This window comes from Nocardia sp. XZ_19_385 (genome assembly GCF_015355755.1).
Taxonomy (GTDB): Bacteria; Actinomycetota; Actinomycetes; order Mycobacteriales; family Mycobacteriaceae; genus Nocardia.
Window position 1 is genome coordinate 2,139,692 of record NZ_JACVEE010000001.1, and the last position, 13,064, is coordinate 2,152,755.

Below are 13,064 nucleotides of genomic sequence, written 5' to 3' on the forward strand. Positions count from 1 at the left end.
ATTGGGTGATTTGTCGTTGTTCATGTCCGGCGAACGCCTGATCGTAGACGGGATATCTGAACAGGTTTTAGAAAGGTCGGAATGACATGGCGGTAGTGCGTGTTCCGCACATCAGGCACAGATTCGCCGAGGTCGACGGGGTTCGGGTCTTCTACCGCGAAACCGGCCCCGCGGCGGCGCCGGTTCTGCTCCTCCTGCACGGCTTTCCGTCGGCGTCGCACCAATTCCGGCGGCTGATGGACGCGCTGGGCGACCGGTACCGAATGATCGCCCCCGACTACCCGGGTTTCGGGCATACCGAAGCTCCCGCCGGGTTCACCTACTCCTTCGATCGGCTCGCCGATGTCATCGAAGGTTTCGTGGAGTCCCTCGGCCTGGCGCGATTCGTGCTGTACGCCTTCGACTTCGGCGGGCCCGTGGGTTTCCGGCTGGCAACCCGGCACCCCGACTGGATCGCCGGGCTGATCGTCCAGAACTCCAACGCCTACGACGAGGGCCTGTCGGATTTGGCTCGGGCTATGACCGCCAATATGCCTGGCGTCGAGGGCGCCGAGGAGAACGTCCGCGAGATCCTCGAACTGCCGGTCACGCGCGGTCAGTACGAGGGTGGCACCACCGATGTCGAGCTCATCGCACCCGACGGCTGGACCCTGGACCAGCATTTCTTGGACGCACCGGGTCGCAAGGACGCCCAAGTCGACCTGGCGCTGAACTACCACACCAACCTGGCGCTCTACCCGGCCTGGCAGCAGTGGCTTCGCGACCACCGGCCGCCGGCGCTCATTCTCTGGGGGCGCAACGACGCGTTCTTCCCCGAAGCAGGCGCGCACGCCTACCTTCGTGACCTGCCGGACGCCAAGCTCCACCTCTTCGACACCGGTCATTTCGCCCTCGAAGAGAACCTTCCCGAAATCGCCCCGCTCATCGCCGATTTCGTCGATGAACTGCATCAGGAGAACCCCTTGAAGATCGCTGTCATCGGCGCCCGCGGCAACCTCGGCAGCGCCGTCGCCCGCGCAGCCGCCGCCCGCGGAATCCAGGTCACCGCCCTCGACCGGGACACCATGGACGTCACCGACCCGGCCTCGGTCAAGGACGCCGTCGCCGGCCACGACGCCGTGGTCGCGGCCATCAAGGGCGACGACCGGCTGGTACCGCGCGGCGCCGAGACCCTGCTCGAAGCGCTCCCGCTGGCCGGGGTCGACCGCCTGGTGTTCCTCGGCGGCGGAGGCAGCCTGGAATACGCACCGGGACAGCGCTTCGTCGACTCTCCGAACTTCCCGGCCCAGTATCTGCAGACGGCTCGCGACCAGTCCGAGGCGCTGGAGATCTTCCGCGGCTCCGGCTCGACGGTCCAGTGGTCCTACGTCAGCCCACCCCCGGTCCACCTGATCCCGGGCGAAGCGACCGGCGTGTACCGGGCCGAGGCTCGCGACACCCCCATCGTCGACGCCGATGGTGAAAGTCGCATCAGCGTCGGCGATTACGCCTGCGCCATCGTCGACGCACTGCAGAACGGCTCCTTCCTCCGCCAGCGCTTCACCGTCTCGTACTGAGCCATAACCCGACACCCCTCCGTGTACCCGGAGGGGTGTCTCGAGGAGCATCGTTGACCACGACTGTCGAACGCCGGACTATCCCGGGGCTCGTTGTGGTGCTGGCTGCGTTGACCGCGCTCGGCCCGCTGTCCATCGACCTCTACTTGCCCGCGCTGCCCGACCTGAGCCGCGAGCTCACCGCCGGTCCATCGCTGATTCAGCTGACCCTCACCTCCTGTCTGGTCGGGCTCGCACTTGGCCAGGCGATCGCGGGACCGTTGAGCGACCGGCACGGTCGGCGTCGACCCTTGGTGATCGCTGCCGTGCTCTACACGATCACTTCGCTGCTGTGCGTCGTCGCACCGAGCGCGGAGTTCCTCGTAAGTGCCAGGCTGCTACAGGGTTTGGCGGGCGGGGCCGCCATCGTGATCGCCCGGGCGATCGTCCGCGATCTCTACGAAGGAGCGCCCGCCGCCCGGTTCTTCGGCACGCTCATGCAGGTCAGCGGAGTCGCGCCGATACTTTCGCCCCTGGTGGGCGGGCTGCTGCTGGAGGTGACGTCCTGGCGCGGACTGTTCGTGGCCATCACCGCGATGAGCGTGGTTCTGCTCGCCGCCGTCCTGCGTTTGCCGGAGACGAACCCGGTGCGCAGCGCTGCCCCGATGTTCCGCACGCTCCTGAGGGTGGGCGCGACGCCGAACTTCGCCGGGTACGCCCTCGCGGGCGGACTGTCCTTCGCCGCGATGTTCGCCTACATCTCCGGCTCCCCCTTTGTCCTGCAGGATATTTACGGACTGTCGCCGCTGGCGTTCAGCCTGGTCTTCGCCGGCAATGGCGTCGGCATCATCCTGGCGGGGCAGGTCGCCACCCGCCTGAACCGGCGATACGACCCGCGCACCCTGCTGGCCGCCGGCCTGACCCTGGGACTGATCGGCGGAACGACCGTTGCCGCAGCGATTCTCGCCGACCTCGGGCTGCCCACGCTCCTGCCCGGTTTCTTCCTGGTCGTCGCGTCTGTCGGATTGACGATGCCCAACAGCGTGTCCCTGGCTCTGTCCAGCAGCCCACCGGAAGTCGCGGGCAGCGCCTCCGCCCTACTCGGCTTGGCCCAGTTCGTCATTGGCGGTCTGGTAGCCCCCTTGGTCGGCATAGCGGGTCCGCACGACGCCCGACCGCTCGCCTGGATCATCACAGTGCTGACCATCGCCGCCCCCATCGTCTTCGTACTCTTCACCGCCGAAGAGCCCGCCCGCACAATCGTGCCGACGGGCTCTCGTTGACCAGCTCAGTAGGCCACTCGGCGTTCACTCACCTCGTCCAGATCGTCGAGGAAGCGGTCGATGCTGCCCAACCTGGCCGGCGGGGCGGCCAGCCGGTGGCGGACCAGGTGCTCGGTTCGATCCAGGACGGCGGTGTGCAGGTTTGATTGCAGCTGGTCGACCAGCTCCCTGCGTGCCTGCCTGATTCGAGCGCGGCCCTGACGGCGTGTGCGCACTGCCGCTTCTTCGGCTTCGGCACGCATGTCCGCGAGGATCTGGTCCGCGGCGGTTGTTGCCTCCTTCGCGTATTGGATTTTCGCCAGTTCTGCTTGGGCCAGGGCGGATTCGTGGGCTTCGGCCGCTGCGATCACCTGGGTGGCGGCGCGTTGGCTGTCTGCCAGCTGGGTTCGGATGGTGTCCTGCGACTTGGTCATTGCCGCACGGATGCGGGGCTTGACCGAGCGGTTGAGGGCGTAGAGGACGACTGCGAAGCCGAAGAGCTGGCTGAGGAAGATCGGCCAGTCCCAGACGATGGGGTGCATTCTCCTATCCCTTTCCTGCCCTAGCGGTTTCAGCGCCGATGACCCGGTCGGCCAACGCCTGCGCGAGTGGATCGACGTTGTCTTGGAGCTCGGCGGTCACCCGATCCGCTTCCGCCTGTAGCTCGGCCAGCGACCGGGCTACCTGCGCATCGGATTCTTCTTGTGCAGCATTGCGATGCTCCTTGAAGAACGAATTACCTTGCTCGCGTGCCTGTTTCCGGATGTCGGCCGCCGACCTGCGAGCTTCGGCAAGGGCCGCCTGGTAGGCGGCTTCGGCTTCCGCGCGCGCTTTCTTCGCTGTTTTCTGATCGGCCGCGGTCTGGGCGGCTCGCGCTTCGCGTTCCGCCAGCACGCGGTGGATCGGCGGAACGACGAAGCGCCAGATGACACCGAGGACGGTGAGGAAGATCAGCAGTTCGGCGAAGAACGTGCCGTTGGGGAGCAGGAAGTTGTCTCCGGCGGTGTTTTTCGTCGACATGGCCGGCTACTTCCCTGGTGTCGCGAACACGAACAGCGCCATGAACGCCAGATTGATGAAGTAGACCGCGTCGATCAGGCCGACTGCCATCAGGTAGTTGCCGCGGAGCCGGGATTCCAGCTCCGGTTGCCGGGCAACACCGTTGATGAATGCCGAGCCGGCCATGCCGTTGCCGAAGCCCGCGCCGATCGCGCCGCCGAGCAGGATGAATCCGCCGGCGATGAGGGCCGCCGCCTGGATCATGCCGGTGTCCGTGATATCAGCCATTTTCGTTTCCCTTCTTGGTGAAACTGGAACGTCTTGCTGGTCAGTGCTTTTCGTTCGCACGAGTCATGGACTGACCGAAGTAGAGGATGGTGAGCAGGGTGAAGACGAAGGCCTGGATGAACCCGACGAACAGGTCGAGCAGTTTCCAGATCGCGTTGGGGCCCCAGCTGATCCAGGCCGGGAGCAGGGTGATGACCGACAGCATCACGCCACCGGCGAACATGTTCCCGAACAGTCGCAGCGACAGCGACAGCGGCTTCGCGATCTCTTCGATGATGTTGATGAACACCATTGGGCCCCAACCGGTGTGACCCTTCAGCACCATTTTCAGGTGGGTAAGTGGGCCGCGCCGGACGGCACCGGCCACCTGGTAGCCGAGGAAGACGAACACGGCCAGCGCGTAGACGAAATTGATGTCCGCCGTCGGCGGGTGGATCAACTCGCCCTCGCCGTAGCGCACCGGCAGCACCGCCAGCCAGTTCGCCAGCAGGATGAAGGTGAACAGGGTGACTGCGAGCGGCAAAACGAACGGCGCGACCCGCATTCCGATGGCGGATTCCACCTGCCCGCGCATCTGCATTGTCACGGTCTCGAAGAACAGCTGAACCCCGTTCGGCACACCGGAAGTCACCGTCGCCCGCAGATAGAACGCCAACCCGAGCACGATCGCCGCGGCCACCGACGTGGACAGGATCGTGTCGATGTTGAACTCCATCCCGAGCCACCGCGCGGTCTGATGCTCACCAACCTTGACTGTCGTCATGTCCGCCCCCGCCACATCGGCCGAGCCACCCAGAACGGCGCGAAAGCCTGAAATATCGCCAGCCCCACTAGGATCCCGACGCCGCCCGGCCGGACCAGGAAAGCCACCGCAACCGAAACACCGGTCAGCACAATCAATCTCGCTCCCGAGAACAGGGCCAGTGCGCCGACGCCCACGGCCTCCGAATCCGCGATCCGGTCAACCCACATCTGGGTGAATCGAGCATTCCCCCAGCCCAGCGCCAACCCGAAGCAGATGAACAAAACCAGCGATATCGCCATAAGGCCTCCCCGTTGAGGTCGTGATACTACGTAGCATAGTTGCTACATTTGATCGCAACAAGGCTATTGACTGCGGCTACCCTTGTGCGGTGAAATAGAGAGATGCGCGCTTGGCTACCTGCTGGCCGGAGAACGCTCGATTCAGACCCCCGTGGGACCTACCGGTGCGGACGTCGAGGTTGGCGAAGGACCGGTCCTACGATCGGGGAATGATGCTCTCCGATCGTGTGGCGCGCGGCATCGCAGCAGGGGACGTCGTGCAGGTCTTCCGGCGCTGGGCCGCACCCCGCGTCCGAGTCGGCGGCAGGTTACACACCTCCGCCGGGATCATCGAGATCGTGAGCGTGGATCCAGTTGCGCCACGCGACATCTCGGATCAGGATGCCCGCAAGGCAGGCGAGTCGAGCGCCCAGGCGGTGCGGGCAGCTTTTCGTGGCGCTGCCGACGACCCCGTCTTCCGGATCGCGGTTCGTTTCGTCGGCCCCGACGAGCGAGTGGAGTTACGCAGCCAGGCAGACCTGTCCGAGCCCGACATCGAGGAGATCAGCGCCGCACTGTCCCGGCTGGACCGAGCGAGCCGACGCGGACCATGGACATCCGCCGTACTCGACATCATCGCAAAGCATCCAGGGCGCCGCGCCGGCGACTTGGCCGACCTGATGGGCAGGGACAAAGAGTCCCTCAAGCTCGACGTCCGCAAGCTGAAGAACCTCGGCCTCACCCACAGCCTGGACGTCGGCTACGAGCTTTCACCGCGGGGCGCGAAATACCTCAAGATCATCGCCTCGGAGTAAACCACCCGATGCCCTTATCGCTCGCCTGGCGAGTTATCCCACTGCGGCGAGGTATTCGCCGTAGAAGAGCATCAGGCCGACTGCCGCCGCTATGCCGGCGAGCAACCAGAAGCGGATGATGACTGTGGTTTCGGGCCAGTCGCTGAGTTCGAAGTGGTGGTGGAACGGGGCCATCTTGAACAGGCGGTTGCCGGTGGAGCGGAAGACGACGATTTGCAGTAGGACCGAGAGGATTTCGGCGCAGAACAGGGCTCCTACTACGGCCATGAGGAGTTCGGTGCGGGTGGTGATGGACAGGCCCGCGAGGAGGCCGCCGAGGGCGAGGGAGCCGGTGTCGCCCATGAAGATTTTCGCGGGTGGCGCGTTCCACCACAGGAATCCGATGCAGGCGCCGACGCCGGCGGCGCAGATTACGCCGAGGTCCAGGGGGTCGCGGACGTTGTAGCAGCCGGCTTCCGGGGTGGTTGAACACGCGTTGGTGTACTGCCAGAAGGTGATGATCATGTACGCGCCGAGGGCGCAGCTGATCGAGCCGGCGGCGAGGCCGTCGAGGCCGTCGGTGATGTTGACCGCGTTGGACCACGCCACCACGAGGAAGCAGACCAGCAGCAGGAAGATGACTATCCCGAAGGTCACGGTGGTGTAGTCACGGACGTAGGACAGGTGCCGGCTCGCCGGGGTCAGCCCGGTGTTGTCGGGGAACCGCAGGGCCAGCACGCCGAAAATCACCGCGGCACCGAGCTGGCCGACGTACTTTCCGGTCGCGGTCAAACCCAGATTGCGGCGCTTACGGAGTTTGATCGAGTCGTCGAGGAACCCGACAATGCCCAGCGCGGTGGCCAATCCGAGCACGAGCAGACCCGAGGCGGACGGGCTCTCGGCGTCGTAGCGGATCCCGATCAGGTGCGATCCCAGATATCCGGCCCAGATGCCGGCCAGGATCGCGATCCCGCCCATGGTCGGCGTCCCGCGCTTGGCCTGGTGACTCGCCGGTCCGTCGGCCCGGATCTCCTGCCCCACCCGCCTGGTGGCGAAGAGCTTGATCAGCAAGGGCGTCAAGGTGATCGAGACCGCGAGCGCGATCATCGCCGAAAACAGGATCTGCCTCATACGCCACCCAACCCCGCCGGATCACTCCGGCTGCCACCGATCAACGCCGACGCGCCTGCGTCTCGAAAGATGGTAGCCATCGGCCGGTTTCGACCGCGCGCCGCCGTCAGACCCGTGCGGTGTGCTGCTCGCGGAGCTGGCGTTTGTAGACCTTGCCGGAGTCGTCACGCGGGAGTTCGGCAACGACGTGGACTTCCGGGAGTTTGTAGTTCGCGAGGAGGTCGGCGAGGGCTGCGCGAATGTCGGTGGGGTCAGGCGTGGTTCCAGGGCGGGGGACGATGTGGGCGTGGACGGATTCGCCGAGGTCGGAGTCGGTGGGGACGCCGAAGACGGCGGCGTCTTCGATGTCGGGGAGGGTCATGAGGGCGTTCTCGATTTCGGCGGGGTAGATGTTGATGCCGCCGGAGATGATGATTTCGGCGGAGCGGCCGGTGAGGTAGAGGTAGCCGTTGGGGTCGAGATAGCCGGTGTCGCCGACGGTGATCATGCCCGGGAGTGGGCTGGATCGGGTGGCGGGATGGTTGAGGTAGTGGAAGGTCGGCCAGTAGTCGGCGCCGCGGATGTGGACGTTGCCGATGGAGCCGGGCGGGACATCCGCGCCTTGGTCATCGAGGATGCGGACGGCTGAACCGTCGACGGGGCGGCCGACGCTGCCGGGGTTCTCGAGCCATTCGGGGGCGGTGATCCAGGTGATGGCACCGGCCTCGCTGCAGCCGTAGAACTCGTGCAGTGCGGCGCCGAACCAGTCGATGGCGGCGCGTTTGATGGCGGGCGGGCAGGGCGCGGCGGAGTGGATGAGGTGGGTGAGACTGGAAACGTCGTAGCGGGAGCGGGTTTCGGCGGGGAGGCTCAGCAGGCGGCTGAGCATGGTGGGGACGACTTTGGCGTGCTGGATGCGGTCACGATCGACCAGGCGCAGAAAATCTTCGGCATCCCAGCGGGGCATGAGAGTGATGTTGGTGCCCATGCGCAGGGCGAGGACAGCAACGGCGTTCGGGCTGGTGTGGTAAAGCGGACCGGCTACCAGCATGTGCCCGCCGGGAGTGAGGCCCATGCGCTGTGCGGTGCCACCCGCGATGGAGAGCAGTTGTGTGGGGGTCATGCGTTCGCGGGCAACACCTTTGGGCTTGCCGGTGGTACCCGAGGTGTAGATCAAACCCATCGAGTCACTGATCGCGCCTTCGACGTAGCCGAGCGGCTCAGGATGGGCGGCGATCCATTCTTCGAGGGTGGGGTGCCGGTCGGTCGGGCGGGCGCAGGCGGGGTCGAGCCGGAGCGTGCGCACCAGCTCCTCAGGCATCGCGACCTCGGCGATGAGCGGCGCGGTATCCGCTTGTGCGGCAGCGGCTTCGACGACGGGAATGAACTCGGTGTGCGCGACCACCAGCCGGACGCCGGCGTCGGCCAGGACGTGGGCGATTTCGGCGGCCTTCCACCGGGTGTTGATCGGCACCGGGTTCGCACCGCAGGTCGCGATGCCGAGCGCGACCTCCAGGAACTCGATGTCGTTGCGCAGCACCACCGCAACGCGATCACCGCGGTTGATACCCGCGGAAATGAGTGCGGCAGCGAACCTTCCGGCACGAGCGTGCGCGTCGGGCTGAGGGCGCACCCGCGCGCCGCAGGTGATGGTGGGGACCGAGGCATCCTGCATGTGCGCAGTCTGCCACGGCGGTGCGCACCAGGGCCGTGTCATGATCGATGGATGGCGGTGACGCGACGGGTAGCGCTGGTGACCGGCAGTTCACGCGGGCTGGGTAAGGCGATCGCGCAACGGCTGGCGCGCGACGGAATGGCTGTCGCGGTGAACGGGTTACGGGCATCGACGGACCTGGATCAGGTCGTTGCGGAAATTCGCGCCGAAGGTGGCGCCGCCGAAGCGATTCCGGCTGACGTCACCGACGAGGCACAGGTTCGGGGGCTGGTGGCGGCGGTCGCCGACCGGTTCGGGCCGGTCGATGTCCTGGTACTGAACGCGACGGGCCCGCAACCGGAAGGGCTGCTCGCCGACGTCACCTGGGACGATCACCTGGCGCAGCTGGACTTCTTCGTGAAGAGCCCGATCCTGTTGGGGCAGGCGGTGATTCCGGAGATGCGCAGGCGCCGGTTCGGGCGGATCGTGCACATCGACTCCGATATCGCCGATCGGTCCGGACCCGGGCGATCCGCCTACGCCACCGCCAAGAACGCGCAGATCGGGCTGACCCGGAGCTGGGCGCGTGAGCTCGCGCCGGACGGGATCACCGTCAACACGATCGCGCCGTGTTTCATCCCGGTGGAGCGGCACACCGAAGTATCCGCGGCCGAGCGTGCCGACTACGCCGCTGCTACGCCGGTGGGGCGCATCGGAGTACCCGAGGACATCGCGCACGCGGTGAGCTTCTTCGCCTCCGAGGCCGCCGGTTTCGTCACCGGTCAGCGCCTCGTCGTGGATGGCGGGCGCGGTCTCGGTTGACCTGAACCAAGGTTGAGCGCGCACAGTGGAGTGATGAGCGTACCTTTGGAAACCTGGAATGCCGTCTACGACAACGACTCCGCGCCATGGGTGATCGGAGAGCCACAGCCCGCGATCGTGGCGCTGGAGCAACAGGGCAGGATCAGCGGGCGAGTTCTCGACCCCGGTACCGGCGCCGGTGAGCACACCATCCTGCTGACGCGGCTGGGCTACGACGTCCGCGGCATCGATGTCTCCCCCAGCGCGGTGGAGTACGCCCGCCGGAACGCGGCCGCGCAGGGTGTGCCGTCGGCCCGGTTCCATGTCGCCGATGCCTTGAATCTCGCCGCCGCCGAGGCGCTCTCCGATGACGACGGCGGCGCACCGGTGTTCGACACGATCGTCGACAGCGCCCTGTTCCACGTCTTCGGCGAGGATCCCGACGCTCGCGCCGCCTACGTGCGCAGCCTGCACTCGGTGTGCAAGCCGGGCGGGCTCGTCCACGTGCTGGCGCTCTCGGACCGGGAACCGGGGATCGGTCCGCGCATCAGCGACACCCTCATCCGCGAATCCTTCGCCGACGGCTGGGAGTTGGAGGACCTGCAGCCGGTCCGCTACCTGGGCCGGGTGACCGAGTCGGTGGCCGAGCAGGCCGCCGAGCTGGAACAGATCGACGGCCGGGTGAGCGTCGCCGCTTGGCTGGCCCGATTCCGCCGGCAGCCCTAGCGGCTCATGCCCTTCACGCGGCGGCCGATCTCGCGGGTGACCTCGCGTTCGGCCGTCCGCCGGGCGATGTCCTGGCGCTTGTCGTAGTCCTGCTTACCCTTGGCCAGCGCGAGCTCGACCTTCACCTTGCCGTCGGAGAAGTACATCGACAGCGGCACCAAGGTCTGGTTGCCCTCGCGGGACTTGCCGACGAGGCGCTCGATCTCCCGCTTGTGCAGCAGCAGTTTGCGGACGCGGCGCGGCGAGTGGTTGGTCCAGGTGCCGTGGCTGAACTCTGGGATGTGCAGGCCACGCAGCCAGACCTCGCGGTTGTCGACCGTCGCGAAGGCGTCGACCAGCGAGGCCTTGCCCTCACGCAGGCTCTTCACCTCGGTGCCCACCAGCGCGATCCCGGCCTCGAAGGTCTCCAGGATCGTGTAGTTGTGCCGCGCTCGGCGGTTGGTCGCGATGACCTTGCGCCCCTTCTCCTTCATTCGGTCCACTTTATGTGACGCAGCAAGTGGATTTTTCCACGGCCGGATTCAGTGCAGGTTGAGATAGAGGATGAGCAGGCCGATGAAGGCGGCCAGCATCAGCAAAGTGGTGTAGCGGGGGCGGCCGAGATGTCTGGGATAACGATGGCCTAGCCAGACCGACTCCACGATGGGGTCTCCTTTCCTGCGGCCGTCGGTGTCGGCATTCCCGCCCTCGGAAGGGGAGCCGCCGGACACCTCGGACTCGTCCTCGGACGCGCCGTCACCGGATGCCATGCGAGCACGGTAGCGGGCACTTCCGCCATCCTGCCCGGTTTGGTCCCCGATCGGCCCCGCCGTTGCGATTCGGTGATGTTGCGACGCAGGGCTATTGCGCTCAGGCCAGGCGGCGGCGGAACGCCTCCGTGCCCGCGCCGGTCGCCGGATCGACGGTGACAACGCGCAGGTCGACCGCGTTGATCGACAGATCCATGACCATGAAACCGAGCTGGTGGTGGTCCTCGAACAGGGCCGCGTTGGGACCGGTCCGGCCCGCGTGGCCGGAGGTCTTCGCGGCCGCGCCGGAGACGAGCTGGCGAGTGCCTTTGGATTCCGGTGTCGGTTCCAGCACCTGCAGGTCATGGTCGTGGCCGGACAAGATGAAGTGCGCCCGACCGGCTACGTGCTCCTCGATGAAGCGCTTCACATGCACGCCGTTGATCGGCTCGATGGACAGGCCTTCGTAGCGGCCGGCGTTGCCGTGGCTGCCGTTGCTCAGGTACGGGTGATGTGTGCAGACGATCTTCCACTTGGCCGGGGAGTCGGCCAGGGCGCGGTCCAGCCAGGCGCGCTGCTCGTTCATGAACGTGCCGTCGACCGCCCAGTACTCCGACAGCAGCGGCGGGATGTAGGAGGCGAGCGGGTTCAGGTCGAGGATGAAGAATTCGACCACCGGGTTCGGGCGGACCGAGTAGTAGCGACTCGGCATCCACCAGCGCGGCGAGTTCGCGTGGTACTCGACCTCGGCGTTGCCGCGCAGCAGCCAGCCGCCGTCACCGGGGAGGATGGAGCTGGTGTCATGGTTGCCGAGCACCATCGCCCACGGGAAATCGAGTCCGGCGTTGGGGTTTTCGAATTTGTCGGCGAACTGCACGTCGGTGGCGCTGGTGGGGCCGGATTCGTAGATGTTGTCGCCGAGGCCGAGCGCCAGGGCGAAGGGCTCGCGGCGGTGGAATTCGCGGGCGGCGTCGGCGACGGCCCACTGGGTGCGGGTGCCGGTGCCGGCGTCACCGGTGATGAGGACGCGGACGTTGCGCTGATCGGCGGGAAAGCCGAACTTGTCGACGCCGGGGGTGACCGGCACCGCTTGCGCGGGTGAGAGGCCGACCAGCGTTGCGCTCGCCGCGACGGCGGCCGCACCGGTCAGCAGTTCCCGGCGTCCGATGCCCTGCGCGCCACTCATTCATTGCCTCCAGCTGGTTTCAGGCGACCGCCCCTCGCACATATTGGTCGATTGACCAATATGTGTCCAGTGCCGCACCGGTCGTTCATGACCCGTACACCGGGCATAGTGCCGCAACGACCGGATCCGGGCGGAGATTACCGAGCTTCAGCGGGTCGCGCGCACGAATTCGACGAGCTCCTTCGCCATCGATTCCGGCTCCCAGGTGTGCTGCGCCCCGGGCACTTCCTTCTGGGTCGCGCCCGGGATGGCGGCGACGATCGAATCGGCGGCGGTATGCATCACCGGAAAGGTCTGTTGTCCCGTCATCGCCAGGACCGGGACCGCGATGTTCGCGAACAGTTCGGCGTGGGGCGCGGATTCGGCCCACACGAGCGACTCACCATCGGCGCGCAGGCTGCCGGCTTGGGCGACCAGATCGGGGAATTCCGGGGACTGCCGCCAGGTCTCGAAGAATTCCGGCGGCATGTCCTTCATGTAGTACCGCATGGCGCCTTCCAGATCGCCGGCGTCGATGCGCCGGTCGACCTCGGCGGCCCACTCCCGCGCGCCGCTGTCCGGCGGACCCAGTGGCGCTTCGAAGAGGGCGAGTCCGTCGACAGCGAGCCCGCGCACGGTGGCGGCGAGGGCGATCGAGCAGCCCGACGAGTGACCACACAGGACGGCGCTGCCACCCGCCACCTCGATGAGGGCGGCTACGGCTTCCAGTTCCCGAGCGAGGTCGATCGGTCCCTCGACCTTGCTCTCGCCGCGGCCGAGGCGGTCGTAGACGATGGTCGTAATGCCTTGCTGCGCAGCGAGTTCGGCGGTAGTCGTGGTCGTCGGATCGATGGCACGGTACGGACCGGCACCGGCGATGAAGATCAGTGCGGGGCCCGAACCGCGGCGGTCGTAGGCGACTCGGTCGCCGCGAGAGGTGGTCAGCTGGTCACTCATGAATCGGTCTCCTAGCGCGTGC

General features: G+C 66.6%; 16 protein-coding genes. 5 read left to right on the forward strand and 11 right to left on the reverse strand.

Translation table 11 applies throughout. From position 1 onward, the window contains the following. The first annotated feature begins 86 nt into the window (after positions 1-86). Positions 87-1,556, forward strand: a complete 1,470-nt coding sequence (locus tag IBX22_RS10145; protein WP_194815037.1) for an alpha/beta fold hydrolase — start codon at positions 87-89, stop codon at positions 1,554-1,556. 53 nt (positions 1,557-1,609) lie between these two features. Next, complete coding sequence (locus IBX22_RS10150; RefSeq protein WP_194815038.1) at positions 1,610-2,818, forward strand: multidrug effflux MFS transporter; 1,209 nt, start codon at positions 1,610-1,612, stop codon at positions 2,816-2,818. Between the two features lie 5 nt (positions 2,819-2,823). Here the strand turns inward: IBX22_RS10150 and IBX22_RS10155 are convergent, their stop codons facing one another. The 5 genes from IBX22_RS10155 to IBX22_RS10175 are packed head-to-tail and all read right to left on the reverse strand — an operon-like array spanning position 2,824 to position 5,128. After that, a complete protein-coding gene (locus IBX22_RS10155) occupies positions 2,824-3,339 on the reverse strand; it encodes a hypothetical protein (protein WP_194815039.1) in 516 nt (171 codons plus the stop codon). A gap of 4 nt (positions 3,340-3,343) precedes the next feature. Further along, positions 3,344-3,817, reverse strand: coding sequence for a F0F1 ATP synthase subunit B (locus tag IBX22_RS10160; protein WP_194815040.1), 474 nt, complete (start codon positions 3,815-3,817; stop codon positions 3,344-3,346). A 6-nt stretch (positions 3,818-3,823) separates the two neighbouring features. Next, entirely contained in the window at positions 3,824-4,084 is a 261-nt protein-coding gene (atpE, locus tag IBX22_RS10165) for an ATP synthase F0 subunit C (protein WP_194815041.1), read from the reverse strand. Between the two features lie 40 nt (positions 4,085-4,124). After that, entirely contained in the window at positions 4,125-4,847 is a 723-nt protein-coding gene (atpB, locus tag IBX22_RS10170) for a F0F1 ATP synthase subunit A (RefSeq protein WP_194815042.1), read from the reverse strand. Further along, positions 4,844-5,128 carry a hypothetical protein gene (locus IBX22_RS10175; protein ID WP_194815043.1) on the reverse strand — a complete coding sequence of 95 codons (285 nt, stop codon included), beginning with the start codon at positions 5,126-5,128 and terminating at the stop codon, positions 4,844-4,846. The genes atpB and IBX22_RS10175 overlap by 4 nt, the downstream gene beginning before the upstream one ends. Before the next feature lie 209 nt (positions 5,129-5,337). Here IBX22_RS10175 and IBX22_RS10180 point away from each other — a divergent pair, with 209 nt between their 5' ends. Beyond that, positions 5,338-5,922 (forward strand): hypothetical protein, encoded by a 585-nt coding sequence (locus IBX22_RS10180; protein WP_194815044.1) that lies wholly within the window; start codon positions 5,338-5,340, stop codon positions 5,920-5,922. Positions 5,923-5,955: 33 nt separating this feature from the next. Here the strand turns inward: IBX22_RS10180 and mraY are convergent, their stop codons facing one another. Both mraY and IBX22_RS10190 read right to left on the reverse strand, forming a co-directional pair. Continuing rightward, complete coding sequence (gene mraY / locus IBX22_RS10185; RefSeq protein ID WP_194815045.1) at positions 5,956-7,032, reverse strand: phospho-N-acetylmuramoyl-pentapeptide-transferase; 1,077 nt, start codon at positions 7,030-7,032, stop codon at positions 5,956-5,958. Between the two features lie 106 nt (positions 7,033-7,138). Beyond that, positions 7,139-8,686, reverse strand: a complete 1,548-nt coding sequence (locus IBX22_RS10190; protein WP_194815046.1) for an AMP-binding protein — start codon at positions 8,684-8,686, stop codon at positions 7,139-7,141. Between the two features lie 51 nt (positions 8,687-8,737). On the opposite strand from IBX22_RS10190, the gene IBX22_RS10195 reads away from it, so the two are divergent. Together IBX22_RS10195 and IBX22_RS10200 are read left to right on the forward strand one after the other, a co-directional pair. Continuing rightward, complete coding sequence (locus tag IBX22_RS10195) at positions 8,738-9,487, forward strand: SDR family NAD(P)-dependent oxidoreductase (protein ID WP_194815047.1); 750 nt, start codon at positions 8,738-8,740, stop codon at positions 9,485-9,487. Positions 9,488-9,520: 33 nt separating this feature from the next. After that, on the forward strand, positions 9,521-10,192 hold the full coding sequence (locus tag IBX22_RS10200) for a class I SAM-dependent methyltransferase (RefSeq protein WP_194815048.1): 672 nt from the start codon (positions 9,521-9,523) through the stop codon (positions 10,190-10,192). Here IBX22_RS10200 and smpB read toward each other — a convergent pair. The 4 genes from smpB to IBX22_RS10220 all read right to left on the reverse strand — a co-directional run bounded on the left by smpB (position 10,189) and on the right by IBX22_RS10220 (position 13,042). Then, complete coding sequence (gene smpB, locus IBX22_RS10205) at positions 10,189-10,665, reverse strand: SsrA-binding protein SmpB (protein WP_194815049.1); 477 nt, start codon at positions 10,663-10,665, stop codon at positions 10,189-10,191. The genes IBX22_RS10200 and smpB overlap by 4 nt on opposite strands. 48 nt (positions 10,666-10,713) lie before the next feature. Then, positions 10,714-10,941, reverse strand: coding sequence for a hypothetical protein (locus IBX22_RS10210; protein WP_194815050.1), 228 nt, complete (start codon positions 10,939-10,941; stop codon positions 10,714-10,716). A gap of 100 nt (positions 10,942-11,041) precedes the next feature. Continuing rightward, positions 11,042-12,106 carry a metallophosphoesterase gene (locus tag IBX22_RS10215; RefSeq protein WP_194815051.1) on the reverse strand — a complete coding sequence of 355 codons (1,065 nt, stop codon included), beginning with the start codon at positions 12,104-12,106 and terminating at the stop codon, positions 11,042-11,044. A 147-nt stretch (positions 12,107-12,253) separates the two neighbouring features. Then, positions 12,254-13,042 carry an alpha/beta fold hydrolase gene (locus tag IBX22_RS10220; protein ID WP_194815052.1) on the reverse strand — a complete coding sequence of 263 codons (789 nt, stop codon included), beginning with the start codon at positions 13,040-13,042 and terminating at the stop codon, positions 12,254-12,256. Positions 13,043-13,064: the final 22 nt, after the last annotated feature.

Coding starts and splice junctions, on each gene's coding strand:
- IBX22_RS10145 (WP_194815037.1), top strand. CDS start 87: ATGGCGGTAGTGCGTGTTCCGCACATCAGGCACAGATTCGCCGAGGTC.
- IBX22_RS10155 (WP_194815039.1), bottom strand. CDS start 3,339: ATGCACCCCATCGTCTGGGACTGGCCGATCTTCCTCAGCCAGCTCTTC.
- IBX22_RS10160 (WP_194815040.1), bottom strand. CDS start 3,817: ATGTCGACGAAAAACACCGCCGGAGACAACTTCCTGCTCCCCAACGGC.
- atpE (WP_194815041.1), bottom strand. CDS start 4,084: ATGGCTGATATCACGGACACCGGCATGATCCAGGCGGCGGCCCTCATC.
- atpB (WP_194815042.1), bottom strand. CDS start 4,847: ATGACGACAGTCAAGGTTGGTGAGCATCAGACCGCGCGGTGGCTCGGG.
- IBX22_RS10175 (WP_194815043.1), bottom strand. CDS start 5,128: ATGGCGATATCGCTGGTTTTGTTCATCTGCTTCGGGTTGGCGCTGGGC.
- IBX22_RS10180 (WP_194815044.1), top strand. CDS start 5,338: ATGATGCTCTCCGATCGTGTGGCGCGCGGCATCGCAGCAGGGGACGTC.
- mraY (WP_194815045.1), bottom strand. CDS start 7,032: ATGAGGCAGATCCTGTTTTCGGCGATGATCGCGCTCGCGGTCTCGATC.
- IBX22_RS10190 (WP_194815046.1), bottom strand. CDS start 8,686: ATGCAGGATGCCTCGGTCCCCACCATCACCTGCGGCGCGCGGGTGCGC.
- IBX22_RS10195 (WP_194815047.1), top strand. CDS start 8,738: ATGGCGGTGACGCGACGGGTAGCGCTGGTGACCGGCAGTTCACGCGGG.
- IBX22_RS10200 (WP_194815048.1), top strand. CDS start 9,521: ATGAGCGTACCTTTGGAAACCTGGAATGCCGTCTACGACAACGACTCC.
- smpB (WP_194815049.1), bottom strand. CDS start 10,665: ATGAAGGAGAAGGGGCGCAAGGTCATCGCGACCAACCGCCGAGCGCGG.
- IBX22_RS10210 (WP_194815050.1), bottom strand. CDS start 10,941: ATGGCATCCGGTGACGGCGCGTCCGAGGACGAGTCCGAGGTGTCCGGC.
- IBX22_RS10215 (WP_194815051.1), bottom strand. CDS start 12,106: ATGAGTGGCGCGCAGGGCATCGGACGCCGGGAACTGCTGACCGGTGCG.
- IBX22_RS10220 (WP_194815052.1), bottom strand. CDS start 13,042: ATGAGTGACCAGCTGACCACCTCTCGCGGCGACCGAGTCGCCTACGAC.